General features: G+C 44.6%; 28 protein-coding genes. 6 read left to right on the top strand and 22 right to left on the bottom strand.

What is annotated here, in order from left to right; translation table 11 throughout:
* Positions 1 to 130: 130 nt before the first annotated feature.
* From IE055_RS17640 to IE055_RS17565, 16 genes are all read right to left on the bottom strand, one after another.
* The gene (locus tag IE055_RS17640; RefSeq protein WP_189403018.1) at positions 131 to 1027 is read right to left on the bottom strand and encodes a hypothetical protein; all 897 of its coding nucleotides are present in this window, start codon (positions 1025 to 1027) and stop codon (positions 131 to 133) included.
* 87 nt (positions 1028 to 1114) lie between these two features.
* On the bottom strand, positions 1115 to 1618 hold the full coding sequence (locus IE055_RS17635; RefSeq protein ID WP_189403017.1) for a ClpX C4-type zinc finger protein: 504 nt from the start codon (positions 1616 to 1618) through the stop codon (positions 1115 to 1117).
* A 93-nt stretch (positions 1619 to 1711) separates the two neighbouring features.
* A complete protein-coding gene (locus IE055_RS17630) occupies positions 1712 to 2050 on the bottom strand; it encodes a hypothetical protein (RefSeq protein ID WP_189403016.1) in 339 nt (112 codons plus the stop codon).
* A 93-nt stretch (positions 2051 to 2143) separates the two neighbouring features.
* Entirely contained in the window at positions 2144 to 2548 is a 405-nt protein-coding gene (locus IE055_RS17625) for a hypothetical protein (protein WP_189403015.1), read from the bottom strand.
* A gap of 406 nt (positions 2549 to 2954) precedes the next feature.
* The gene (locus IE055_RS17620; RefSeq protein ID WP_189403014.1) at positions 2955 to 3308 is read right to left on the bottom strand and encodes a hypothetical protein; all 354 of its coding nucleotides are present in this window, start codon (positions 3306 to 3308) and stop codon (positions 2955 to 2957) included.
* 13 nt (positions 3309 to 3321) lie between these two features.
* Positions 3322 to 3666 carry a hypothetical protein gene (locus tag IE055_RS17615; RefSeq protein WP_189403013.1) on the bottom strand — a complete coding sequence of 115 codons (345 nt, stop codon included), beginning with the start codon at positions 3664 to 3666 and terminating at the stop codon, positions 3322 to 3324.
* 57 nt (positions 3667 to 3723) lie between these two features.
* The gene (locus IE055_RS17610) at positions 3724 to 4119 is read right to left on the bottom strand and encodes a hypothetical protein (RefSeq protein WP_189403012.1); all 396 of its coding nucleotides are present in this window, start codon (positions 4117 to 4119) and stop codon (positions 3724 to 3726) included.
* An 89-nt stretch (positions 4120 to 4208) separates the two neighbouring features.
* Positions 4209 to 4517 carry a hypothetical protein gene (locus IE055_RS17605; protein WP_189403011.1) on the bottom strand — a complete coding sequence of 103 codons (309 nt, stop codon included), beginning with the start codon at positions 4515 to 4517 and terminating at the stop codon, positions 4209 to 4211.
* Positions 4518 to 4973: 456 nt separating this feature from the next.
* A complete protein-coding gene (locus tag IE055_RS17600; RefSeq protein WP_189403010.1) occupies positions 4974 to 5585 on the bottom strand; it encodes a hypothetical protein in 612 nt (203 codons plus the stop codon).
* The gene (locus IE055_RS17595) at positions 5582 to 6256 is read right to left on the bottom strand and encodes a DUF6610 family protein (RefSeq protein ID WP_189403009.1); all 675 of its coding nucleotides are present in this window, start codon (positions 6254 to 6256) and stop codon (positions 5582 to 5584) included. The genes IE055_RS17600 and IE055_RS17595 overlap by 4 nt, the downstream gene beginning before the upstream one ends.
* Before the next feature lie 97 nt (positions 6257 to 6353).
* Positions 6354 to 6782: a hypothetical protein gene (locus tag IE055_RS17590; protein ID WP_189403008.1), complete on the bottom strand. Its 429-nt coding sequence runs from the start codon at positions 6780 to 6782 to the stop codon at positions 6354 to 6356.
* An 822-nt stretch (positions 6783 to 7604) separates the two neighbouring features.
* Positions 7605 to 9158, bottom strand: coding sequence for a bifunctional helix-turn-helix transcriptional regulator/alpha/beta hydrolase (locus tag IE055_RS17585; protein WP_189403007.1), 1554 nt, complete (start codon positions 9156 to 9158; stop codon positions 7605 to 7607).
* 730 nt (positions 9159 to 9888) lie between these two features.
* Entirely contained in the window at positions 9889 to 10275 is a 387-nt protein-coding gene (locus IE055_RS17580; RefSeq protein ID WP_189403006.1) for an Lcl C-terminal domain-containing protein, read from the bottom strand.
* Positions 10276 to 10349: 74 nt separating this feature from the next.
* Positions 10350 to 10964, bottom strand: coding sequence for an Lcl C-terminal domain-containing protein (locus IE055_RS17575; RefSeq protein WP_189403005.1), 615 nt, complete (start codon positions 10962 to 10964; stop codon positions 10350 to 10352).
* Positions 10954 to 11319 carry an Lcl C-terminal domain-containing protein gene (locus IE055_RS18135; protein WP_373299258.1) on the bottom strand — a complete coding sequence of 122 codons (366 nt, stop codon included), beginning with the start codon at positions 11317 to 11319 and terminating at the stop codon, positions 10954 to 10956. The genes IE055_RS17575 and IE055_RS18135 overlap by 11 nt, the downstream gene beginning before the upstream one ends.
* A 70-nt stretch (positions 11320 to 11389) precedes the next feature.
* Positions 11390 to 11941, bottom strand: coding sequence for an Lcl C-terminal domain-containing protein (locus IE055_RS17565; RefSeq protein WP_189403003.1), 552 nt, complete (start codon positions 11939 to 11941; stop codon positions 11390 to 11392).
* Positions 11942 to 12843: 902 nt separating this feature from the next.
* On the opposite strand from IE055_RS17565, the gene IE055_RS17560 reads away from it, so the two are divergent.
* From IE055_RS17560 to IE055_RS17550, 3 genes are all read left to right on the top strand, one after another.
* Positions 12844 to 14742, top strand: a complete 1899-nt coding sequence (locus IE055_RS17560) for a hypothetical protein (RefSeq protein WP_189403002.1) — start codon at positions 12844 to 12846, stop codon at positions 14740 to 14742.
* 56 nt (positions 14743 to 14798) lie between these two features.
* Positions 14799 to 16601 carry a M23 family metallopeptidase gene (locus IE055_RS17555; RefSeq protein ID WP_189403001.1) on the top strand — a complete coding sequence of 601 codons (1803 nt, stop codon included), beginning with the start codon at positions 14799 to 14801 and terminating at the stop codon, positions 16599 to 16601.
* A 172-nt stretch (positions 16602 to 16773) separates the two neighbouring features.
* Complete coding sequence (locus IE055_RS17550) at positions 16774 to 17754, top strand: hypothetical protein (protein WP_189403000.1); 981 nt, start codon at positions 16774 to 16776, stop codon at positions 17752 to 17754.
* A gap of 248 nt (positions 17755 to 18002) precedes the next feature.
* On the opposite strand, the gene IE055_RS17545 is transcribed toward IE055_RS17550, so the two are convergent.
* From IE055_RS17545 to IE055_RS17530, 4 genes are all read right to left on the bottom strand, one after another.
* On the bottom strand, positions 18003 to 18689 hold the full coding sequence (locus IE055_RS17545) for an FkbM family methyltransferase (RefSeq protein ID WP_189402999.1): 687 nt from the start codon (positions 18687 to 18689) through the stop codon (positions 18003 to 18005).
* Positions 18690 to 18893: 204 nt separating this feature from the next.
* Complete coding sequence (locus IE055_RS17540) at positions 18894 to 19841, bottom strand: glycosyltransferase family 10 domain-containing protein (protein WP_189402998.1); 948 nt, start codon at positions 19839 to 19841, stop codon at positions 18894 to 18896.
* A 74-nt stretch (positions 19842 to 19915) separates the two neighbouring features.
* Positions 19916 to 20878, bottom strand: coding sequence for a S41 family peptidase (locus IE055_RS17535; RefSeq protein ID WP_189402997.1), 963 nt, complete (start codon positions 20876 to 20878; stop codon positions 19916 to 19918).
* 167 nt (positions 20879 to 21045) lie between these two features.
* Positions 21046 to 21261 carry a hypothetical protein gene (locus IE055_RS17530; RefSeq protein ID WP_229794357.1) on the bottom strand — a complete coding sequence of 72 codons (216 nt, stop codon included), beginning with the start codon at positions 21259 to 21261 and terminating at the stop codon, positions 21046 to 21048.
* A gap of 603 nt (positions 21262 to 21864) precedes the next feature.
* Between IE055_RS17530 and IE055_RS17525 the strand changes: the two genes are divergently transcribed.
* The 3 genes from IE055_RS17525 to IE055_RS17515 all read left to right on the top strand — a co-directional run bounded on the left by IE055_RS17525 (position 21865) and on the right by IE055_RS17515 (position 25060).
* Complete coding sequence (locus IE055_RS17525) at positions 21865 to 22833, top strand: hypothetical protein (RefSeq protein ID WP_189402995.1); 969 nt, start codon at positions 21865 to 21867, stop codon at positions 22831 to 22833.
* 354 nt (positions 22834 to 23187) lie between these two features.
* Entirely contained in the window at positions 23188 to 24147 is a 960-nt protein-coding gene (locus IE055_RS17520) for a transposase (protein ID WP_189402994.1), read from the top strand.
* Positions 24148 to 24580: 433 nt separating this feature from the next.
* Complete coding sequence (locus IE055_RS17515) at positions 24581 to 25060, top strand: hypothetical protein (protein ID WP_189402993.1); 480 nt, start codon at positions 24581 to 24583, stop codon at positions 25058 to 25060.
* Positions 25061 to 25449: 389 nt separating this feature from the next.
* Here IE055_RS17515 and IE055_RS17510 read toward each other — a convergent pair whose 3' ends face one another.
* Both IE055_RS17510 and IE055_RS17505 read right to left on the bottom strand, forming a co-directional pair.
* Positions 25450 to 25767 (bottom strand): type II toxin-antitoxin system RelE/ParE family toxin, encoded by a 318-nt coding sequence (locus IE055_RS17510; protein ID WP_113956004.1) that lies wholly within the window; start codon positions 25765 to 25767, stop codon positions 25450 to 25452.
* Positions 25755 to 26012, bottom strand: a complete 258-nt coding sequence (locus IE055_RS17505) for a type II toxin-antitoxin system Phd/YefM family antitoxin (protein WP_189402992.1) — start codon at positions 26010 to 26012, stop codon at positions 25755 to 25757. The genes IE055_RS17510 and IE055_RS17505 overlap by 13 nt, the downstream gene beginning before the upstream one ends.
* Positions 26013 to 26543: the final 531 nt, after the last annotated feature.

Below are 26543 nucleotides of genomic sequence, written 5' to 3'. Positions count from 1 at the left end.
GAGTGCTTTCAGTTCGAATTCAGAAAGACTAGCCCAAAAATACTTTTTATAAAGAAGTGGGGCTTTATAGTTGGAGTATCTACTATCAACAGCAATCATATATACCTAACGCCGCAAGAAGGGGCGCAGTTTACTGCGTCCCTTTACTTGCTTTGTTAGCTGAATTTTCCTGCAACAACCTGGATAACGCATGGTTTAGTTCTGCCTCATCTTTAAGCGCCTGCCCCAGTCTTTCGGATAGCTCTCCAAGTATCACTCGGACGCTACTAGCGACCTCTAAGCAATATTCATCAGTTTGATTATGAAGCCCTTCACTCAGCGCTGAATGCAATAGTGTTAGTGGATTGTGGCCATTAATAAGAAGAGCTTGTGGCAATGAATCCTTGACCGAGCTTAGTGCTTTGCTAAATTGTGTCTCTCCCTTTGCTTCTTTGAGGGCAGAAATACTTTCAGCAGGGGCTGATATCTTTTCAGACACCTTAATAATCTCATCAAGAATCCTGTTTTTTTGATTCTCTACGACTCTCCGATAGTAAACAAATGCCCCAATACCCAAACCCTGGTTCTCACACCGCCTACCTTTAAGAAAGGTATCTCGGTCTGGGCCAATAAGTTTTATTAATTTGGATGGTGTCGGTGGCCCATAAAGGGGGCGTTCACCAAACTTGTAGCATGAACCAATACCCTCACCGCCCTGTCTTTTAAAAGCTAATGAGAATGTCTTTTCGGTCTGCCTACAATTTGAGCAAATGTAAGAGATATATTCGAAAGAGAAATCTTCAGAAACAGAAATCGAGTTTCTTGTGGTGCAACGAAAAAAACGAGTTCCGTTGCAACTATCGTTTGGACAGTGCAACTGAATTTCCGGTTTAGCTAAAGTGTAACCAGATATTCCACCACTTTGATAGTAAGTGGCTTCAACGAGATCATTTATTTCCGTCAAAGATGACGGTGGTGTGTTTTCTAGAAATTCAGCGAAGGTTACAGCTTCATGCCCTTCTTGAATCTCTTTTTTATTTTCACTCATTCTGCTTGTCTCAATTTTTTCAGCTAACGCCTAGCAAAGAGGCGCGAAGTCGTGAGCGTCCCGCCGCAGGCGCACTTTTGTGCCTTGTTATATGTTCTCATTTATTTCACTCGCAAAGCTTTCTATGCAGCTTTTACATATCGAGGCTTTAGTTCCTTTAATAAGCATTTCTAGACCAGATGACTTTTCGCAGAAAGAGCATTCATCTTTCCACCATTCTGAAGTAGGATCAACTTCATATTCATCACGGAGATAGTTTGAAACTTCATCCTCCGTAAAAGGTGACGGCTTCCACTTATCAGATATACCTTTATATCCTTTTTCAGCCTTTAATTTTGCTTCATGCAGTGAAGCAAAATTAATTACACCTACTGTCTCTAAAGACGAATTACAGAACATCAATAAATATTCATCTTGATTCGAGTATGGTTGAGCAATAATCAAATATGGCTGTTCTCCAACTCGTATAAACTCTCCATCAGAGCTTCCTACATGCAAATTAATTCGATCGGTAAACTCAACATCAGAACTCGTATCCGCATAGAGTAAGAGCTTGCATGAATCTATCACTGGGGGAAGATTTTCAATCATAGTATTAATGCATATAACGCCGGTGGCAAGGGCGAGCGAAAGCGAGTCCCGCGGCGATAGCCGCGAATTGGCCACCCTTGTTATACGCTTTTTTCACCTTAGTTCTTGCCTAGCTAGCTGCGATAGATGTGGCTTTAGCACTTTTTTAACACCAATTTGAGATGCATGCTCAAGAAAACATGTAGATACCGCATTTTCTACCAGACCGCCAGCAGCAACACTTTTGTTTATTAATTCTGAGAGCAATCTAACTGTTTTCATCTCAGCTTGGACCAACTCCTTTGACGCCGTATAGCTAAAACACCTCCAGACATGATGATGATTTAGCTCCTCTCGATATTCGAACTCTTCTGGCTCTTCTTCCACCAACTCCTCTGCGAAAAATGGAAATAACGAGATTAAACTGTTCTTTAACTCTTCAGCACTTTCCATCAGATGACCATATAACGCCGTTAAAACGGGCGCGCGTTTTCTGCGCGTCCGAGCACACGTAGTGTGCGGTAGTTCTTGACCTTGTTAAGTGTCTTAAATCGTAGCGATATAATAAATGGCATGATCATTGTCTTTTGCTGTGAGTAAATAATGCTCTCTACCTGTTGGCCCTTCGCCAACCAGATATAACTGAAATTCAGCACTTTTAGAAAATACTTCAGGGAATTTGTTCGTCAATAACGTAGGCATTGATTGATATTCATATTCTTTTTTCTCAAACGAATATGAACTTACTTGGGCTAACCAGTCTTGATCTTCTTTAGCGTTAATAAGCCACGAATATTCTTTTCTAAACAGATTATCAGAGACTTCAGAGTTCGAAGCTAAAACAATTACATTCTCTGATGGTTGCTTAAATGCAGAATCATGAAAAGAGTCAAACTTTCCATTACATGAACAAAGTAAGAATGCGGAGAAAACAATAAGGAGTTTAGCCATGTACACTTAACGCCGTGAACACGGGCGCCCGCGGAGTGGGCGTCCGAGTGAGCGTAGCGAATGGCAGTGTTTTGCCTTGTTATATGCTTGTTTCGAAATTTTATGCATATCTGCCAAATATGATTCTTTTACCTTTTTTATAGAGGTAAATTCTCATAATTAAATGAAGGGAGGCAGTTACGACTGGAACGTAATAATAAGGCCATTTAATACCTAAGAGGTAAGAGACGCTGCCGAGAAGTAAGAAGAAGTAGAACCCATTAATTAATACGATCTCTAACGCGACAAAGAACCAAAACCTAAATTCAACAAAAATCGATTTCATGAATGCATATAACGCCCTTAAAACGGGCGCGCGTCTTCTGCGCGTCCGAATGAACGTAGTGAATGTAAGTTTTTAAGCTTGTTAACTCTCATTCTTGAAAGATAATGCAAACATTAATAGGCCTCCACAGGCAACCAACATAAACATGCTACTTGCCATTGGCAAATAGTATGTAAACCATGCCAATACCCCGCTCTGACCACCACCATCCGTTGAAAGAAAATACATCATTAGCGGAACATATGAAAACAAGCTAAAAACATAGCCAAACAACATCATAATCCTACCAGGCCGCTGACTATTTTTAAAAATCAAAATTAGAGCAACCAGTATCACTACTGATGCTAGAATCTCGATTATCAAACTGGAATAGCTCAAAGCCAATGGAATTTCTAACAGTTCTTCAATGTCGTTTTCGATGTTTATCGTATCCATTATCTAGGTAGAGTTAACGCCTCAAACACGGGCGCGCGTCTTTTGCGCGTCCAAGCGAACGTAGTGAGTGATAGTGTTTTGACTTGTTAGTTGTTCGCCGTGACACCCAAATTAGTAGTGCCCCAAAAACCAAAATAACAACTCCAGAAAATAGCATTTCAATTGATTCTTTCTCTGTCACTATTTCATCTAAATATAGATGATATTCACCTGGTATCGCAGTGCCCTCTTTTATCAAAAGGTATTGCGGTATCAAATAAGTACCTAAAGCAAGTATTGACCAGCCTGATAAAAACCAACCGATAATTCCCATCAACTTTTTTATACCAGCCATTAATACAACTAACGCCTCTGGCATGGGCACGAACGTAGTGAGTGTCCGAGCACCGAAGGTGCGGTTTTATGGCCAGCCTTGTTAATTATCTTTCTCATACTTCTCTTTGTGTTCAAAGTAAAATTTCTTGGACTTTTCCCAAAACGCTCTCTCAGCGATCTCAGATCTTTTAGCAATTTTTTCTTTCACGGGTAAATCTGCGTTACCTTGTTCGAGGATTGTAATTTCTACGCGATCACCAACCGATAATATTTTTTGAGGAGCCCAATCATAATGAGTTCCTTGGTCTTCTTCGTTTCTGGCGCTAAGACCACCAACAGTAAGCATGAGGTCTGACTTTTGTTTTTCAGTATTTGTGCCCACAGATTCCGAACCCAATACACCAGAAGCCCCGACGATCGCACTTAAAACACACAAGTCTTCCCTGCCTGCAATTGTTATTTTTTCTCCATTTAACTCGACTTTAAAAACGATCATGAATCCTCCGTGTAATTAACGCCGGTAGCAAAGGCGAGCGCTAGCGAGTCCAGCCCGCGCTTTTATGCGGGCGATTTTGCCTACCCTTGTTAAATGTATGACCACACCGCACCTATGATAAGTAGAACAATTATTGCTGCCTGAATCTTGTTGGCCTTACTTTGCTCAGCTCTAGCTTCAGGCGTATCAGTTACTCCCTCTTGATGATCAAAGCCACCTTCATCAAGATCCTCATTGAATATGATGAGACCATTAACTAAAACAGCAATCACTACCAGCAACGTTGCCGTTAGCCAGTAAAACCCCGTGAAGTACTGTATGCCCCAACCAATTAGGAGGCATATAGAGATCATTATTGCTGCGGGCTTTAGGTCAATGCAATTCATCTGCCAGTACATTTAACGATATGTGTTCAGTGGCGTGCCGACAGGCGCGTCCATCTGCAAGTTCTTGTTAGGTCTCAAAGCACTCCTTTCTTCCAGTTTATCGCTTACTTTGCTACTACTTTCGCTTATGGCCATCTTTCTATCCTAATTTTGATTTCCAAGTAATAGGCAAAAAATAGTGAGGCGGGCCTTCCCTGCTTTGCCGTGAGACGGACCTCAACGTCTGATTGAACCTCGGGTCACCAGCGTGAGGTCCGTCTCACGGTAACATCGAAAGGCGGGTTTGGCCAGCTTCCTTATTGTCTTTTAATTTAGCAACCTAGGGCGATACACACAGCCTTTTGATGAACTTCATTTAGAACAGCATTATTAAATGATGCTCCTCGGTCATGAGCTGTAGTAGACCTAACGCCTCAATCAGCCGACGCTTTAGCGGTCGGCTGCATTGATTTGTTAGCCGTGTTCAAGTCAATGACCATGACCGACTCCATAATTAATATCACTAGCATCAATGTCTTTGCCAGGAGAATTAGCCAAAAATTCTTCATATTTTTTTACCAGCTTTCGCTTTAAGTCCATAAGATACCAAGCGGCAGAGATTACTAGAATATATGGAACGGCATTAATAACTTCTAGACTTGATTCCTTGCTTTGAATTGCAGGGATAATTACTTCAGATAAATGATAAAACAGGACTATGGCACCCAATCCGGAACCTAACGAAAACTGCAACTTTAAGTGCTCAATCATTTTATTTTTTGGCCGGTGTACACCGAAATAATAATGTATTTCTTTCAGATCATTGCGATCTAAAAACTGCCGCTCTATATTTGCAATCATTACTAAGTTTCTATTGTACCAATATGAAGCATCTAGTAAGTGCGCGATCAACCAGGAACATAGCAGCAAAATAATACTTGAAGCGATATCTATTGGCACCACGTTTTTTTCAACCAAAGCGAATATTGCAAAGGCCCCGACAAGGACGCCCACACTCTGCCATACAACCATAATATGTCTATTAATATCGTTGAAAAGCTGGTCATACATTTTCAATAACAACTCTTCTCTTTCAGTCATATCGCTGCCTGATACATTTCTCTAACGCTTTCATGCACCTCATAATTTTTCCACAAGGCGTTAATGTTGTTTATGGAGTCTTTCAAACAATTCTCGTAGCCACCTTCTGGGTGCGGTCTAAATGTTTCACCATCAAAGTAATCACCAAAACGTGCGTCGTAAGTAAATCTATTACAATCCAAAGAATATACAACTAGCTTATCGGCTAAATCACGCTGCGTATCCGGTCTTCCACCCAAAAGATGAACAGGCCTTTCAAAACTTTCAATTGAGACCTCTGTTCCACCGTACCTTGTAGGGACGCTGTACGCCAAGATAAATTCCTTAGGTATTAGCTCAGTAAGCCTGCCATTTAAATTAGGATCTTTAGGGACAATAGCAACCTGCGAAGAGTAAGCCAGCAATTGCTCGGCCTCTTTAAGAATTGAATCTAGCTGAAAAATACACTCTACATCCCTTGCCATAGTTATCTTGGGGCGATGGCGTTCAGCAACTTCTAAATGCTTATTAAACTGATATTTTTTCCAATCGATATCTAGAAAACCAACGCCCTTGAAATCGAAGGTCTTAACATCCCGCATATTCGTATATCTAGCCGCAGGGAGCCAGCCCTGCTTTTTCGCTATCCCTATCGCTTTCTTGCTATGAGCTACGAATTTCAATATTTCCACGTCACTCTCTCTAAACGGCTAACGCCTTTGCAAGGGGCGCGTTGAAAACGCGTCCCGCGCAGTGAGTGGAACGAACGAAGTGAACTTGGCAAACTTGTTATGAAGCACTTCTGTTAAGTATTTTTGTAGCCCAGATAACAACGCTTCTGGCACCAATAGCTAAAAACATAAAGAAGATTGAAAAAAATAGGTAGGGCATACTTGATGAAAATGTAATAGCTGGATTTATTGGTAAGTACCTTATCTCTACTGTACTGCCATCATACTTTTCGGCCAAGCCCCAACCCTCATAGTTATCCTTGTCTAGCTTGAATTCATACGTAGAAAACGACAACGCTGAACCATTTGTAGACCTCGCCCCCTTTCTAGGGATGCCACTGTAACCATTACCTCCAAAATAGGCTGATTTTGTCTCAATTACATTTGCCTTAATAGTTGGTAAAAACAGTATTGATACAGCCACTAGAAAGAATCCAAGAGAAATGGAGAAAAGGACCTTGGTTGGTAGGCTGTACTTAATCTTCATAACGCCGCAATTACCTGCACCGAAAGTGGCGCTGGTTTAGTTTATAATGTAGCGAAGCGGAGTGGAAAACTAAACCAGCGACGCTTTTGGTGTCAGGTAGATTGCATTGTTAGCTGACTGTGTGTAATACATAGTTTTAGCCGTATACCAACATACTAAACCTGATATTTAGCCGCTTCAAGCGGCACGAACACCTTACTGACAAAGCATTAAACCAATTTACCTTGTACTATATTCCGCGCCTCAGCGCGCGCAACTTAACTTTACCGCGGCCTATTTCTTTTCTGCTTTATCAGATTATCTGATTTTTATCTTCCCGCCTCAGCGGGGCATGACTGCAGATTTAAACATGTGGCTTCTTTAAAAGTACAACACCTATTCAGTAGCCCTATCTTCATGGTTTTTTGATTTTAAAGCTAACAGCTTAATTCTGTGCATGCGCGTTTGCACTGGACAAGGTTTCTACACTTTGCTTTGCAAGTGACTGTTTTTACTAACTTAATGTTCAATACTACTCTCCATTGATTCCGTGTAAATGCGCGTGCTCATATATCATGGTAGCAGTGCGCATTATTCTAGACAACGGATTTGTAAGCTATTGTTTATCAATGTTTTTTTCAATCGAGATAAAAATATACGCGCGTAAATATTCTTAGATTAGGCTTGTATAAAACGGCATTTTTAAAATATACTGTTTATTTATACAGCATCATGGACGATTAGTAATGAAAACAAAAAGCCCTTTTTGGGGATCAAAAAGTCGGGGGCCACTGTTCTATATAGAATAACTCAAGCTCCGCTTTTTGACGTTTGGGGAATCAATTACTCGGCAGATACGCTACCGGTATCGAAGGTTCGCATCACGTTTATCTCTATGATTTTTGCTGGCGTCGTTGAAGTACAAGCTTCTAGTATCCAAGGCCATTCTGTGAACAGTAAATATTGACCTAAATCTGCGAGGGAATGATAAAACGCATTCGGTAAAGCAGCGGCCAATTTACGGCTACCTTGGGGGTCCGACACATTATCCTGCTCGCCTTGCAACACGTGTACTGGCGCTGAAATGTTACGTAAGTCAAAATCCCAGCCGTGCGTATTCAAAAAATTTTCTTGTACGATTCCATCGGTGCCCAACATAGTCCGCAGGGCGAGCATCTCAGGAATGCGTCGTTGAATTGTCGGACTCGATAGTACTGCAATATCGGCGCCGCATTTAGAATTAGAGATATGTCGTTTTAAATATTTGCTCGTATTTTGCATTACCGAGCGCATAAGGTAAGGAACGATGGCTTTTAGCAAGGAGGGAGCACGGCGCCCGATTACACCGCTGATGATGTAAAAAACATCCATTTTACGCCAGTCTTGTGGCTCATGTTTGGGATAGCTTGGTGCACACAGAATAACTTGTTCAACACGGTCTGATGCGGAAGCTGCAAAAGCCAAGGCCGAACAGGAGCCAAATGCCTGCGACAACAATACCGCACGTTCTGCGTTTAGGTGATCCATTAGTTGACAAACATCATCAGTGAATTCCGACAACCCGGTCATTGGTCGATAGTCGCTCTTGTACGTTCCTGGCCGGCATGGCACAACTATACGTAAGCCAAGCTCGACAAGATGAGGAAGGTATACTTCAGGAATACCTAGAATATCAATGGCAACGCCTGTTAAGGCATCAAAGTGCAAGACCAGTTTTCCTTGTTCTGGGCCTAAGTCAAAATACTCAAGGTTGCGGCCATCCTTAAGAAGAAAATTTTTGCGGACTCGGCTATTGTCTTCAACTCTGTCGTCGTTTCGTCTGATTATCGATAGAGGGTTACGTTCTATCATCAAAAGCAATGAAGACTGATCAGAACACCCAGTTTTTAAGTAGATCCTTTTCAAGTAGGTTCGAGCGCTTTCATAGGTGATATTACTTTGCTCGGCTGCTTTGCGAAGATTGCGACTATGGTGGAGTGCCCACAGAAGGTTCGCCTCAGACGCGGACAAATAATGGACTTTACGAAAGTCCTCTAAACTACTTTTCGACAGCGTTGGTAAAGAAACTGCTAAGGTTGCAGCATTTGATGGCAAAGAAGCATTGCGGATCTTTGAGGCTTCAATGAATGCAACGTTAGTACCTTCAAACTGTGACAGTTTGGGTAGGTTTTGCGATGCGGGCTCCAGTGCTCCACGTGCACTTGAATTTAGGTCACCCAATCGCTTACCACTTAAACCAGAGCGTTGAGCAGATTGGTTTGAGTAAATCTGTGAACCTGAATGGTCAAAAACACATATACCAATTGCCAAACTATCAAGCACGCCCCCAAGAGTTGAGTTTTGTTCTTGCAAACCGACGATGTTTTCACTCAAACGCATCGCGCGCTCAAAATGCATAATTAGGTCTGCGTGGTTAGTAGATGTTGCGGAGAACTGCCCTTGTTCAGGGCGATCAATGTGCTCCATCAGTTCTGAAATCATTTCAGGCCATAAGGAGTTATCAATTACCGCATCGTATAGCATGTGTACCAGCTCAGCCTCACTGGGGCGTGAGCGGTCTGTACTATTGACTCTTAAGATCTCAGACATTCTCCAGCCTGGTTATGTGCACAACAACAAAATGATACGGTAAACGAGGCTGTTGCCAGCGACGATGTCATCGTTTTGCAATTTGACAATTCCACCTTATAGACTAACCCCTGACGAGTCTAACGTTGAATCGTTGCTCAATCTTCAGTATATATACGCATATTTCGACGGTATCCATACTCGGAATTTTATTAATAAAGAATAAAATACATCGGCTTGTAGGCTTATTCCTATTGCTACTGCCATTCACGAGCGCTTGCCATCACGATTGAGAGCCGTGGCGAATCCATGTTCTATGGGAAATAATTTTTGCGGCAGAGGCTGTCTTAGTATTTGTCGTGCTCCTTGCGCTGACCTAACTTGGCATCTCTCTTATTCCAACCTGGCACCATAACGCTTAGCGATCTAATCTACCCTAAGCCAGCGCAATGATCGTTTTGTCATTATTCTTGATCAAACACTGGTTACGATGGCCCTACAAACGGAATTCACTTTCTTTGCATGCTGGCAGACATAAAGATTCAATTAACTTCCAAATTTAGCGCACGCAACGAAAATTTAATACCGCGTTATAGTAAGGGTTGCCCATTTCTATAATTTCCGAGATAGACCCATACCTGGTTTTTAGAATTCGTCTTTTCACTGAGCCATTGTCGCTTGTTTGCATCCAATACAAGCCGCTGGTCGATGGAAAATAAAGTGTATTGATTGCAGGATCATAACGTTTAAAGTCAACGATAGACAGAAGCTCTTTTACTTCTGGCAGACGCCAGTCTCGATGTCCACCGAGCTCTAAGTTAGTACATGCTTGGAGCGCCGCTGGAAAACTCAAAGGAGTGCTGGGCTTTGCTTTTTGCCACGTTAACCCGGTGACTACGTCGGTAATCGTTTGATCATCATTATCGATGAATACTTCGTTTGCCATAGCGAAATTCAAAGAAGTGAAAACAAAAAGCAACGTTAGCAAAATACGCACAATAAGCTCCTAATGAAGGCTAGCTATCGAATTGGGTCATGCACACAAGTTGCATAGTGCCGATCGTAGGTCGATTGAAGTGATGAGCGAGCTATTACGCCCTCCACGTGTAAACCACTAAAATCTGCAACCCAACGACTCTTGGATGAAAACGATCCAGCAATAATGTCTTTCGCTGAAAAAGACGTGGTCCAATAATCAACGGCGCCGGAAGTAAACACAGATGTATCGATCATTGGGCTAGCGCCAAAGCGAAACAAGGTTATGAACTCTTCAATGGTGGGTAATTGCCATCTGGTGAGTGCGCCAATTTGTAAACTGGCGCAGTAATCAACCGCTTCTTTCCAGGTCATTTCGGCGGCAGAGCGTTGGCGCTGCCAAATGAAATTGGTGCTAAGGTCGAGCACCGTTTCACCGTTAATCTGATAATTACTTGAAGGGGGTGTATCTCGTACAACTGGTGTGGGTGGTTGGGGATAAATTGTGTCGCCTGCGAACGGTATTACAACTGCCGTATTGTCTGCATTGGCAGCCCCCGACAAACCCAGAAAACAGCAAAGCAGCAGTTTGGCATATGCAAATCGCCTGATGTTGTACAGGGTTGAGCTTGCAAACAGGGGTAATTTTTCAATTTGCATGCGATGTGTCTCGAACACAAACAACATTGTTTAATGTAGTAGTGAGTAAGTTGACTGGTTGGCCTGCATATGACATGGCTCTTCGTCTATCTGCAAATCCTGGAACAGCGCTGCTCGACCAGAAACCAAATGTCGCAACGATTTGTGTTTGCACCGACATTAACTCCTTAATGTTTGGGAGTCGCCAATCGGACTTGCCTGATAGCGACAAAGACGAACACATGTTTTCAGCCGAAGACCAATTAACATTGGTAAGCGAAAATGGGTATTGCCACATTAATCCCGTCACCACATCAATTTTCGATCCCTTGCCTGTGTCCCAGAGAGTTTGTCGTGCATACGAAGTCTGCAACATCAAAACCGAACAAGCGCTTAAAAGTAGAGTTCGAAAAGCCAGATTTTTAAGCTTAGTCATCCTATCAATCTCAAATCACGCACCGCGTGTAATGTTTGTCTGCAAACGCCTCTAAATCATTATCGCGTGCTGACACAACGCCGCCTAACCCAAATGTCACCGCGTAGAACTTGACTCCGGTATTCGTTGCGGGGTTGATTGTTATGTCCCGCGTTTGAGTCCAATACACACCATCGTTTGCGGTACTGTTAAAGACATCGGTATTAATGGCGGGATTTGCGCTATTTACATTAACGATGGAGTACAACTCACGCACGGTAGGTAACCGCCACGCTGTTTGATTGGCCGCCCGCAGTAGACGACAGTATTCGAACGCCTGTTGCCACGTTCTTTGCTGACCATCATCACTTTTTTGCCAGGCCAGCTGGGTTCGTTCATCATAGACAAGCCCATTAATGCTAATAAAATCACTGATGGACCGATCCTCTGGCGTAACCGGGTTGCTTGGTGTGGTGATGAAAACGTCTTCGTCGTGCAACGGAATTACCACGGTGTTTTCATGCGCAAAACTATGGGAATTCCATAACATCAAAAGTAACAAAATCAGCGTTTTGTGTTTCATGAGTTCGAGGTGCTTTCAGTCGACAATTTAGTTGAATATCCTAATCAGAAAATGGCGTAAAAAATGGGTGGTTTTGCAGAACAGGGTTTATTTTCAAGCAATTGTATCCGTACAAAGTCAACCGAGTAATCCCCAATTGGGGACTACTTTCTAGGCTGCACAAACTTTGAAGCTCGCAAACTAGCGATGTTGGGCAAATTACGGAGCAAAATCTGTCTATCAAACTCAAGTTACTCCAATTTACTATCAATAGTGTTGGGTTAGCTGAGTCCTTACCAGATTACGCTAAAGGCGATAATGAAAACCTTAATGTATTGCGACGACTCTATGACCTAAAACGTAAAGGGGACCATAGTCTCTTATTACCACTTAATTTTTAAGGGTGCCAATTTTCACGCTTTACTTCTCTAACCACCCCAAATCCACAAGGCACTCCATTAAGTGCATTTATTGTCTGATCTAAAGAGACTATTTCTCTTAAGCCAATGATTTTCCATCGGATTGAGCGTGCTCTTCTCAGCCGCATGAGAATTGCCAATACGTAGGCAGTGGGCGTAGGCAGTGGGTGTCCATGTCTGCTGGCAGTGGGTGTCCATGTCTGCTCGTAGGCAGTGGGTGTCCATGTCTACTGAATATCCACTAATAGTCTTTTTTCCCGAACTAGGTTGTTACATGGCGGGCCATTTGGCCCGTAACCTCTCGCATCTCGGCTGTGTTATGTTCTGTTCCTTGCAAGGAATCAATGCAATCCGTTCGGGATAACGATTGCATACATGGAGCTGATTCAACTTAGACAGGCAAGTTCGCCGAACTGCACAAGATCAATTTCAGGGAATAACCTCTCCACGGATTGAAAACGCTCCGACTATTCAACTAACCATGTGAACCAAGGAGATTGTTTCATGCCGTTAAAACACCTAGTCATCAGCATATGCCTATTATTTTTCGCCGTCGACACGGCATCCGCCAACTTGTGTAATGAAATCCAAACGCGCTCCGCGCCATCCGACACAGATTCACGTATTGAAGCGGATTTGCACCAGGCCTTGTTCCCAACGAACGATCATCGTGGCGATCGAGGGTGGAATCGAAAGTTAGTAACTTGCAACCGTAAACGAGATACCAAAGGCGATGAGATCAAAAAAATTCTCACCAAGTCTGAATATGCCCAACAAAAGGATGTGTTGTTTGAACCAAACTTAAAGGCCCAGCTCATCGAAGGCAAATACAACTTTTTCGGCAACATCGTTACGCAACAAAAGTATCGATACGTGCTATCAAAAAGTAATGGTGTTTGGACAATGACGATTCCCTATGACCCGATCACAAATGATGTGGTGAATAATCGCGTTGATATTTACATGGGCTCTTTGTCGAAAAGCTACCCGACTTACACCGACAGTGACAAAGAGAACCACGCGTGGCACCTCTATGATTTCAATCAGCTTAAGTCTACGGGAACCGGCCCGAACACCGTCTGGTCAGTTAAGGACGATGCCAAACCGATCGCAGAGACGCACTGTTCCGACACGACCTTCTTTCCTGGTAAGGAACATAAATACGACAATCAGAACGGGGCAAATTCTGGTAAACGCGACCGCGCGAACAAACACATTTCGAAAGGCAAAATTGAGTACAGCTACAACGGCACATCCTGGAAGACCGGGTGTCGAGTAGACGAGTTGATGCAGGTAGCCTGGCGACCTGATCCAAACAGCAAGGTGGTACTGACGCCCAGCAGCGCCAGAACTTGGGTCCTTGCCAACTTTGTACGAACTGCCGAATCGTATTGGAGTCAGCCAGATAATTTCAAACTACGCTTATTACTGAAGGGGTTTAATGATGATGAATTTTCCTCTTCCGTTAAAAACCTACTGAAAGATTCCGATTATCTGACCATTCGATTTGGTTCCAAATTCATGCCTTACGGCGGCAACCAAATTTACAAGACGTCGCTCATCCAGTTTAACAACTTTTCCACCATGACTACCGATGCCACGTATTGGCATGAAGTTGGTCATGCCTTCGGTTTAGACGATGAATATGGTGCAACTGATTCGAAGGGAACGCCAAAAGACAATGGCTGCGAACACGGTGACTACACATCGTTCGACCCGCGGTCGTATCAAATGTGCGTATCGGGCGCCACGGAAACACGAAGTATTTATCACTACATTGCCACCTCACGCTACGTATTAACCCAAATCTGTTCGAAAGACACGGACTGTGACCGCGGGCAATACTGTAATAAACGTATTGGCTTAAATCGTTGTCTTGCTGATGGTAGCGCCGACCTTGGTGAAGCGTGCAATAAGAACAAAGAATGCAAGACCGGAAAATGCCAGGGCACAGGCGAAGCTCGCATGTGCGTGTGTGCCAATGATAACGATTGCGATAATGGGCTCTGCATCAAAGGCCCACTCGGCGTAGGTCAAAATTACTGTCGCGCTACGGTAAACCCATCGTGCCGCTCCGGTTGGACATACGACATTCGTAATCCGCTAAACAAGGATCGATGCACCAAGACCACGACCGAAACGGGGACGTTAAAGTGCAAATTGGGCGCGCTTGATAAGGCCAAAAATTGGACTGGACCACATGCACAGAGTGGCGCGGACGAGTGCCGATCTAAGAAAGGAAAAGCACCCAAAGGCGTTAAATGCTCCGGTAGTTTCAAGCACAACATCCGCAACGGTGCAGACACCTGCACAAAAAGCGTCACCGACCACGAAACACCGACTTGCCCTATCGGCTGGGATTACAAAAGTCTATCCGGACGTGACGTTTGCCAAGATAAGTAATTTCTGTGACTTGCCGTCTGGCAACATCACCCAAAACGATACCATGGAGGTATATTATGAGTATTAAACACCAATGGCTGTTTGCACTGTGCCTACTCCTGGCAATGTGTACGGAGGCACACAGTAAAACTCGCGTGTATGTGTATAACAACACACTCAGCGAGTTACAATTCAACCTACGTCAGACCAATACTTCATTGGCATCTCAGTATTGGGAGCAAGGTGAGCGTTCGATCGCGGCCACCAAAGCGCATGAAATTCTCTCCATCGATAAGAATGGCGGCGTAAAGAACAATAAAACTTACGGCTTTGAATTTGATGTCTTCGACGGCACGGACACCTTTGTACTGAAAATTCGCATAGAAGGAAAAGCGGTAGGCCGTGAGACGTTTCAAGCCGTCGAAAACAGATCGTTCAGTAATGATAAGACATTGAGCATAGTCCGCATTGGCAATCGAAATGTGTCATATCGAAAAGAAAGCAGCGGTAATTTCATGTTCGTTGTTTCTGACTTATCCAAGAAACTCTTTCGATTCCCAGTCCAGGATCGCACCCTAATCGATGAAGGCACAAGTGCGTTAAATCCGCTAAAAGGCCCGCTTTCGCCCGACATGCGAACTGGCGACCGCAGCCGTGGTTTAGGGTATAACTGTTTGGCCTTTGATGGCAGCAAAAATCCACCACACTGCTACAGCAACCACAAAGGCACCGACTATATGCTCAAAGATGGATTCAAACAAATGGATCGGCCTGGGAACTTTGTGGTTGCGGCACGAGAAGGGACGGTGGTCAAAGTGGTGCAAAATCTGTATGACCGCTGTAAAGCCAAACCGAAAAGTCAGGACACAGGTCAATTTTTACAGCCAGACTGCCATGGCAATAACGGCCCCGATTTAGATGGTAATACCATTATCATCGATCACGGTGATGACATTTATACCGAGTATTACCACCTAAAGAAGAACTCATCACTGGTGGAAGTCGGCGACTCAGTCAGCTGTGGTCAACCTATCGCTCGAATTGGATCTAGCGGTTACTCCACCGCGCCGCACCTCCACTTCGAAGTGCATATGTGTAAAGAAGGTAAAACCTGCGACACCTATGCCAGCTCGAACTTAGTCAAAGTCAATCCATACAATGGCACATACACCGGGCGCGGTTACTGGAATAGTCAAGGAAGCGGGCGTTTGCCATCCAGCTCCTGTGCTGCTGGCCAAGCAGTTTGGCAGGGAGACCCTGCTCCCGCTGCACGAGGCTGCAAATCAGACGATGAGTGCGGACCAGGTAGTTTTTGTAACAAGCGCGTTGGCAAAGAGAATCGTTGTCTAATCGACGGCTCACTCAACCTCGGCAACGCGTGCTACAAAAATAAGGAGTGCAAGACGGGTAAGTGTCAGGGTACCGGAGACGAGCGCATGTGCGTGTGTGGTAAAGACAGCGACTGCCGAAGCGGGCTGTGTATTGTAGGCACGCTCGGTGTGGGCAAAAACTATTGTCGAGCTACTGCTGAAACGGAGTGCCCCGCTGGCTCAGGCTGGTCGTATGAAGTACGTAACCCGTTAAACAAAGACCGATGTAACCGAACAGTGACAAAGTCAAAACCTTTGGAGTGCAAACTCAAGCTCGGTGATAAGAAGAAAAACTGGACCGGACCGCATAGCCAACGCGGTGAAGACGAGTGCCGCTCAGTAAAAGGCAAAAAACCACGCGGCGTTAAATGCCCTGGGAGCTATCGGCACACAATTCGGTCTGGTGCGGACACGTGCACCAAGGAAGAAACCGAGCATAAAACTCCGGTATGTCCTATCGGCTGGGATTATAAGTCCCAGAATGGCCGAGACGTATGTCAAGACAAGTAGGCACTTCGCGAACGATTAGGCTGGGAGTCGCTTACTTCCCAGCCTTACAAACATGATGTACCTGCCTATGTGGCCAAACGGCCATTTGTCGGCACACATTTAAGCCGCTAGAGTGCCGTTACCCATGACTACCCTGCGCACCCGTGCGCCTTAAGCTACTTGAGGCTATAAAATGAAAACACGAACTATGCTTGTCGCCTGTGGAATCTTATTCACACTCCACTACGCCGCTTTTGCTCATAACAAGGTTGTTGTGGTGCCTTTGGGTGACGGTACTGCTGAGTTTAAGACCATCAAGAATATCGTCACGGTAGGGCTCGACAATGCGGACTTCTCCAACCCAATGGATGCAATGGCCGCCATCACCGACGCAAGTTCGTTAAACCCCTACTTGATTGTTATTGGGCCAGGAACGTACACAATGGGACAGCCACTACAGATAAAACCGAATGTCCACCTCGCAGGTTCGGGCGTTGATGTCACTATTCTCGAAGCGGGTTACGGGGCCACTAACCTGCCTGCTTCTGCTGTCGTCACCACGTCTGGCGGTGGTAGCAGTCGCGTATCCATTCGCGATTTATCGATAATCCAATACGGTTTTGGGCAATACAGTAGTACGGGTATCTATGCCAATGGTCCGACCGTCATAGACAATGTGGATATCGATGTACGTGCTTCAGGTCCCAATAACTACGGAATTTACGCCAACCAATCACCTTTGACGCTCAGAAAAACGACGATAAACGTTAGAAACGCGACCAGTTTCAGTATCGGCACCTATCTTAACGCAGGCTCGGCTGGCATCACCGACACGACGATTAACGTGCGAAACGGCACTTTCGTCGCCGCAGTTTATAACGAGTCATCCCTTGCATCACTGGAACGCACTAGCGCTGCCGCGTCAAAATTAAGTGGCACTAACGCAGCCTGGGGACTCTATTCAAGAAACAACGCTTCCACCAGCGGTCGCTACAGCACCATTAACATACTGAACGGGGTAAATTCGGGTGGTGGTGGCTGCTCCGTCTTAGACACCAGCAATCTATTTTTTAGTTATTCGCACATTGGCGACGGCTGCGTTGGTGCCGGTGATCGAAGCTGCGTTTATTCAGTAAGTTCAGAAGCGCACTTAGCGGCGGACTGTTCGTTGTAGGTGGCACACACAGTGGATGTTTTTTGGTGGCCTTGCCCAATACAAAACCCAAATTACAACTCAACAAACACATAATTAGACACCCGCTTTCTCACAAGGTAACCACGATTTAGTCGTATCCGTCTTACTTTAAGACCCGCATAGTGAAAACCTATGTTTAGTTTCCTCTACTGCAAGGCTCGTAATGATTGAGTGGGTAATGATTGAGTGGGTGTCCATATCTCTAGGTGTCCATATCTCTAGTTCATTTAGATAATTATGGAACGATGCACATAGACTTCATCACACCCAAGCTTTTCAACCAAACGATAACCTTTCTTGGCTAAGTACCCCTCTATTGAGGTACCTCGCATTCGATGAGTAGCCCGTTTTACAAAACCTAAACTCGGGTAATTGTTTTCTATCGTAAAACTGGCAACGAAAAAACGATCTAGGTCTAAAGATTTTAGAATTTCGAGCTCCCCGCCTTCAGTATCAATGCTGCAGTAATCAATGTGAAACATTCCTTTTTCCTCAAGAACTTTATTAATATCGTAGCAACGTACTTGAATTATCTTTCTCGACTTTCCTTGATACTTTTCAAAATCCCGGTCTACGCGTTGCCTATGTAAGGGATCGTATTTATCTACCAACCCACCGAGCGCTTCGACACCTTCGAGATCTAAGAAATCAAACATTCCCTCTTTATCTGACACTGCGCCGTCTAAGCAAGCACAATCTCTATTTTTGACCAGATCTTTATACAACCGCGGATTTGGTTCGACACATAAACCCGTCCAAAATCTTACTTTCTCAAAAAAGTAGCTATTACTTAAAAACACTCCGTCATGTGCGCCAATATCAAGAAAAACTCCATTTTCTTTGTATTTGAGGTACTCATCAATAAACTTATCTTGAGAGTATTGACTCTTGTGTAGGTCTGAAGCGGTACTCATAATTTCATGGACGCATTATGGAATAAAAATACGGGGATGTTGGCGACTTGCCAATCTTGTCACTCTAAAAACCAACTCAACTAAATTTGAGCCCTCTAGAGAGTTAGTAAACTACCATACTTGAAAATCAAACTAGAATTTTTCTTCATTCCATTTTTTTTCGAACACCACAAGTAAGTAACGATTTAGGTCAACTGAACCAACCTAAAGTCCTAATTTGTCAAGACCAAGGCTTCGCAGCCCAGCCATAGCTTTTGATAGTTGCCACACCCTAAGCGGTTTGCCCGTACCACCTCGATGTGTCATCGCAGTCTCAACACACCGCTCTAAATATCTATCGTAATCCGATAGACGCTGCTCTTGGCACCTTCTCTTATTCTCCTGAACGTAGGGCAAAAGGTCTTGATATTGCTCTTGAGATAAATTGTCTATGATCGATTCAAGCTCGGGCAATGTCTTGAAGGTAATTATTCCGCGCAGATCAAAAATCTCACCAATGCTGGGGCAGCCCCAGTAAATTGGAATGGTTTCGGTTAAAAAACAATCTATAAGTTTTTCGGTGTAATAATAGTCCTCTCGAGTGTTTTCCATAGCCACTGAGAAACGATAATCACTTAATGCATCTAACTTAGATCCAATCGGATTAATTCCTTTGCCAAAGCAATCTACATCACTCCTTTTTAATAACTTCGTGGCAACTTCCTGGCGTAAAACATAACCATGCTGCTGAATATGCTCGATGCTACCAATAAACGACACTGATTTTTCTTTAGACTTCAGCGCGGGAATTTCTTTGCTCGGATAAACCCAGTTTGCAGAAAAATCTACCCGGTAGAAAGGAGGACCTAGCTGGATTAAATCTTTACGATGCGTGATGACTACGTCAAAATTCCTAATCAGGCTTTCGGCATCGATCTCACGAGTATGAACTGGGCTTTCTTTCAACCATGCAACTCGCTTTCGGCGAGGAAAGAAATGCGGCAATCGCGTTTGAGTTAACTCATCCGATATAAAAACCAGATCAGCTCCCACGGGCTTGTCGCCCGACTTATAAAGGGTATATTGAAATGGAGACTCTTCAGAGTTTAATCGATAGTCCACTAGCTCCTTGTCAAAGGAATGGGCGTCAAATAATGCAATTTGGGTTTTCATTTAGCGGTTTGCTATTCAATTTATGATTCTGGAGTGGGTGTCCAATTTTGTGTCCCACTAATATCAACGCAACCTTATCGTCTACTCTCGCTTTTCGCATACACAATAGCCGCGCTTTTTGCTTCGGTCGCATTGACCATTATATGTGGAATGACGCCAACACGTTCCCAATTCGTCTTGGTGACATGATTATAGGCTCTGGCGACTGCAACGCGCATATCTAATTGATCGTTTACGCGTATCATGTCGATAAGATGTGCACCGCCACCAGTGGTTTCGCCGATGATGAACGCGCGGTCAGCATGCTTCATGGTATACGCAAAGGCTTCGGCGGCACTGTAGGTTTCATGGCTAGTCAGAATCAGTAAATCACCCAAGTAGCGCTTCTCATTTTTTACACTCCTTAGTTCTATGACCTGCTTATTTTCGCGGTCAAAAATACTCCAAAGAACAGTATTTTCTTCCAGGAAGTAGGAACTTAGTAAGGCAACATTATTAGGGTCCCCGCCATGATTGTTACGCAGGTCGATAATAAGCACATCGCTCGCCAAGACTCGATCCATTGCTTCAATCAGATTTTCCCGTGTCTTCTGGTGACCACTAAACGTATTAATCTGTAGATAGGCGATTGCAGGGCGGGTTTCAGCAGCAATTGTCTCCGTAACCATCTCGAGTTGAGAATCAGTTGTCGGGACAATCACGCTCGACCTGTCCGCTGCCTCATCCGCTAACAACAACCCAATATGACCATCATCGCTAACCTGTTTTAGATCCGCCTCCAGTACACCGAGTAGTTCCTTAAGTGTACGAACGCGATCGTACTTCCCAGCTTCAAGCTGCTGAACCAAGTACGTATTCATCTTCAACGCAACCTCAGGGTACACATAGTTTTGCGCCAACACATTGGATACCTGTTTAACCGTGGATTCGATTTCTTGTGCCGACCGCCGTGGACTAACCGAATCGGAGGCAAACGATAATTGAGGTTCCGCTAGTAACGAACATGCGAGAACCATGAGCAACAGTAACTTTCTCATTAAACGCTACTGGGGCCAAAAAAGTCTTATTCAAGTAAGGTTCGATCGACGAGAGCTTGTTCATGGACACCCACTTAGCTGTTGTCGAATGGACCGGAAGATGCATTCTGCCTGCCAGACGCGGCTCTACTCCTGACCTGCTACCGCCTATTCTTCAACGACTTGACTTAGATGCTGGCACTTAGTCGGTTCTCACCACCGAATTTGAGAAGCGATTTCAGAGCTGGGTTAGCAGTGAGCATATAGAACGACGGGTGTGCCATGGCATAGCAGCCCAAAAACCGTCTTGTTCGCTTAGCCGACCCTAAACGCATAAACATCCGAACACCAGTCATCATCACGCCAGTGAGGATGAGCTTGTTCATGGAGATGAGCTTGTTCATGGACACCCACTTAGCTGTTGTCGAATGGACCGGAAGATGCATTCTGCCTGCCAGACGCGGCTCTACTCCTGGCCTGCTACCGCCTATTCTTCAACGACTTGACTTAGATGCTGGCACTTAGTCGGTTCTCACCACCGAATTTGAGAAGCGATTTCAGAGCTGGGTTAGCAGTGAGCATATAGAACGACGGGTGTGCCATGGCATAGCAGCCCAAAAACCGTCTTGTTCGCTTAGCCGACCCTAAACGCATAAACATCCGAACACCAGTCATCATCACGCCAGTGAGGATAGCGCTCGCTGGGTGTTTGCCCACAGACATATAAAGACGCAAATGTAATCCGCAAAATACCTAGACCTCCAGCATTCCAGGGTCGTCCTACCAGCTATTGAGAAAAAACGATTCACCCAAATACTAAATCCAATCCAAAACCTCTCTTTTTTTGAGTGTCTTTCCGTGTTTACTAGAAAGTAGGAAGGTATATTCACTTTTTCGGTTTGAATTGAACGCTTAGCTTTGAAATACTGGAAGTAATCATTAAACGTTGCTACTAATAAAACGCCTCGATTTTAATGACGTTTGGGTAATGCTAATTAGGAGGATGTATGTCTAGTGAAAATGGGGGAAACAAATTATCTCGATTACGTGCGGAACACGTTGCTAAATTGAAGGGAATAACAGATCAATTTGAGGCCACAATGCAATTACGCAATGAAGTTGGAAGCATAAAGGACAGTAGCATGAGTAAAGGCGCGATGCGGCGAGCTCTTAAATCGCCGCAGACCCCGTTTGTGAGGAGAAAAGCAATCGAAACCATCATGGGAGATAGTAGTCGAGCAAATACAATGCAAGAGATTAGTGAGCGGAATTTGCCTTTAAACCAGGAATTACCTCCGCCACAATTGATGCATTCGGACCCGCGCCAAAGAGGCCCGGTTAGGATTGGAATCGAGGGTGATTCGCTGGTTTTTTCTCGCCCCAAGCTCACAGGGGACATGGTTCACTTTAGTACAGCTGCAGGGGCAGACAGTATTAAGCAAAAAGATCTTATGTATCCTTCAATGCTAGATACTAAAACGAGCGCACATTTTGGGCCAGGAGTATACTTTACTGATCGCCAAACAATCAGAAACAGCTCTAACACTGGCCCGATGACGCACAGTTCAATTCAAAAAGCCATTTATACCAAGGCTAGTGAAAAGAATGCCGAGCGGTCAGCTAAAGTTTTGGAACCCCTAAAAAGGGTATATAACGAGCATGATGTTAACACTTATGAAATAATGCCATCTAGGTTAAGTGAGATGAGAGCTGATCTATTTTCTCGCAGGCGAGTAGGTAAAAAAAGCCGTATTGGCTTATCAGCAGAATGGCACGCCGGAGACAAACCTCGAGAGCGGCGAACCGTTCATAAAGTAGAGACTAGTGTTCCCAGCCATATTCCGCTTAAACCGGCAATGGATACTAGTCAGTGGGCTGTGTCACAGCGGGTACGCCCCTCCTCTAAGCGCTCTCGCTCGCCTAGAAGTAAAATAGGAATTTCGCACGAGGCTCCCGCTCGACTATCAAAAAAGTAGCTGATAATGTCGTCTGCGTCTTCTGGCTCCCAATCATAGACAGCTGCCTCCCATGATACGGCCTGAGTTTGCCCGACACGGTTCATGAAAATTGGCGTATTCACTGTGAGTGGTAATCCATGGGCAAACGAACTCGATATAACGACGATCTTGCTGTTCTAGATGTCGGTGGCCATGCTTATTTTTGTTACGAGTGGGGCTACTTGGTGTACGCTTTAATATAAGCATAGTCAGAATTGCTGCCACCTATAAATAGAGAAACGGAAGCTTGTTCATGGACACCCTCTTAACTCTTGAACTCTGCCTAAGTCTATGAGACCTTATTAACTCAACGGATTGAAACAGGAGGCAAGGATGGCGCTCCCTCGTGAACAATTGGTGTCAATCAATGACACACCTTTCTATCATTGTGTTTCTCGCTGTGTTCGGCGGGCCTATCTATGCGGTTATGACCGAGTGACTGCGAAGAGCTATGAACACCGTCGTGATTGGTTGGAACTAAAGCTTCGTCGCACGGCACATCTATTCGCGATCAAACTTTGCTCCTATGCAGTGATGAGCAATCACTACCATGTCGTGTTGCATGTCCGGCCCGATATCGCCGATGCGTGGTCTGAGCGTGACGTGGTCGAGCGATGGAGTCGTCTCTTTTGTGGCACACTGTTTTCACAACGGTTCTTGGCTGGTGAAGCACTGAGTGAACAGCAGTGGGCCGTGCTGCGGCGAGATATCAAATGCTGGCGAAGACGCTTGATGGATATTTCCTGGTTTATGCGCATCGTGAATGAGTCCATTGCTCGGCAAGCCAACAAAGAAGACAGGTGTACTGGGCGATTCTGGGAGGGAAGGTTTAAAAGCCAGGCCTTATTGGATGAGCGTGCGCTGCTGTCCTGTATGGCCTATGTGGACCTAAATCCCATTCGAGCCAAAATGGCAAACTCGCCCGAAGAATCTGACCACACTGCCATCAAGTATCGAATCGAAATGCTGAAACAAGGTATTTCAGATTGCTCCGGATTAGAACAATTTGTTGGAATAACGGAGCATGGAATAGGCATCCCTTACAGATTAAAAGACTATCTCGATTTAGTCGACTGGACCGGGAGATGTATCCGGCCTGACATGCGCGAATCAATTCCAGACCGTTTTCCGCCCATTCTTCAACGGCTAGATTTAGATATGGCTTCCTGGATAATCCTCACTACAGAGTTTGAGTCGCGATTTCAGAGTTGGGTTGGGAGTGAACATATCGATCGCCGTGTGTGCCGCAGCTACCCAACCAGGGAAACGTCAGCTTCATTTAGCCGACCTTAAATCAAAAACAATCGTAGCTACGCCAGTATCACGTGAGTGAGAGTTCTGCTCGTCTGGCGTTTACCCTCAAGCAAGTTTTAGGACAATTTAAATTTCAAATCACCCTGTCTTTTGGCAATCTAGGCTTAGACTTCGACTGATTTACAGAAATCGAGCATCCAATGATTAAAACCTACCTCAAACTTTTTTTTGGAGAGTGGGTGTCCATATCTACCCCATATCTACCGATAATCACGGCCTACATGATCAAAGAATAATCACCTATTTGGAGGATATGGCTGGGCTTGTACGGTCTATATACTGAATAACGAATCGTATCGGAGCGCATAGGAAATTGGTTTCTCCAATAGTTTGCTGTCAAGGGCCTTTGAACGCAGCGACACCTTTGAGCGCTCTACATCATAATTCAAAACAATACTTCTTGAGGAAGCACATGAATAGTCAATTACGTTGTATCTTTATATCAGCACTATTTCTTTTTAGTAGCGTGGCAATAGCGCAGAACAAAGTTGTTGTCGTGCCGATCGGCAGCGGTAGCGAGTTAAAGCCAATCCAGTTAGATGACGTATTGGTAAATCGCATGGCGTTTAGCCAGACCACTGACATCAAGCCATTATTCACCACCAACAGCACCTTTGCATACGTGATCACCTCGATGCACGTCTACTTTCGCGCTAACTTTCCGGCAACTCGTGACAGTGTTGCGATTCGTACGCGCACGGCATCATCTTTAAATAGAACTTGGCATGTTCCAAACGACACCTACAGCGTGATCGATTTTGGTACTGGCTACCTTTTTGATACCAGCTCTGAAGTGGACTGGAGCATCGATGTTTATGACCGTGGCGGATATGGAACCGGAATCTCTAACTTTATTTACGTCGACTTTTATGGCTATCGAGTTAAAAAATAGCAACGGCGAGAGAGGTTGCCGTTACGTGCCTCGCCGACGAGCACATGCGACAATCTCTCAGCAACCAGGTTTCCAAATCTTGCTGAATAACTCATCGGTCATGCGTATTTCCAGCTAGTCCACTGAACACCTTTTCTCACAATCTTTTTGGGAGCTAAAAGCAAATTCTAGCAGGTGCCCCTCAAAAGTGGGTGTCCTTGATTAAGCTGCTGCTCAACAAGCTCTTTAGCATTTCTAGTCCTTTTTCTAAAATCTTCGGGTGACAACTCTCTTATCTTTTTTTCTATTTTGGATAAGTACTCGTAAATTGGGGTCATCATTTATACGCCTAACGCCGTGAACACGGGCGCGTGAAACGCGTCCGAGCGAAGCGGCAGTGTTTTACCTTGTTAGTTTTCAGTTTTTCCACGCTCTTCTAATATAAACATTCTCAATAGTCTTTCACTTCTCATCACATACAAGATAACCACCTCTTCGGACAACACACGATAAAATACTCTGCAGGGGCCAACTATAATTTCACGATAGTTCTCTCCTTGCAGTTCTGGAGGCATTCTGCCCAGTTCAGGTTGATCTGCAAGCAGATCAACTTTAGAAAAAATCTTCTGAATGAGTTTTTTGGCGGCGCCGATTTTATCTAAAGCGATATACTCAGCAATTTCATCTAAATCATCTAAGGCAGAATCAGTCCATACTATCTTAACCATTTGGCCATTCTTTCCTTAGCTTGGTCGTGTGAGGCAACTCGACCTTCTAAATATCCAATTTCACCACGTGAAATTCCTTCGAGTATTTTTAGGCGATCCTGCATTGCCTCATAATCTTCTACGTCAAGCAAGTACGCAGATGGACGACCGTGTTCGGTGATAAGTATTGGTTCTTTCGTAGCATGCAAGTCAGAAAGGATCTTAGTGGCTTGTCGCTTAAGGTTTGTTACTAGTTCTGTTTTCATAAAGTAATACTAAAGTATCACTATCTCAAGCGCAAGGAGCTAAGTAAAACTAACGCCCACATAAAAGGCGGAGCGTCAGCAACGTCCAGTGCAACAAAGTGAAGCGATTCTTGATGTGCTTGTATGGTTGATTCCGACACATAAATATCCTTTCTCCATGTTCGTCATACGGGTAAATTGAGACCCACCTTCGGTAACGGCCGAAGGCCATTGTTAGTAGCTCGATTTGCGACGGGTTTTAAAAACCGATAACAAGAAGGAGCGCTAGCAATCTCTCAAGTTTAACTTCGAATAGTTTTTTGGGATGTGGCCCTGGTGGCGTCGCGGTGCGCAGCACTCAAGCCCGTATAACAAGCAAGAGGTAGCTTAGCATGAACCAACCTGAAATCAATGTCGGTATCGACACTTCCAAAGACCGATTGGACATCGCCATCGAACGCCTTGCGCTCGTTCAGCCCGATCGCATCCTGATTGAGGCGACAGGGCGACTCGAACTGCCCTTCGCCTGTGCCGCGTTTAATGCTGGGTTAC

It is taken from the genome of Arenicella chitinivorans, from assembly GCF_014651515.1.
Classification (GTDB): domain Bacteria; phylum Pseudomonadota; class Gammaproteobacteria; order Arenicellales; family Arenicellaceae; genus Arenicella; species Arenicella chitinivorans.
This window is presented reverse-complemented; position numbering and strand designations above follow the sequence as displayed.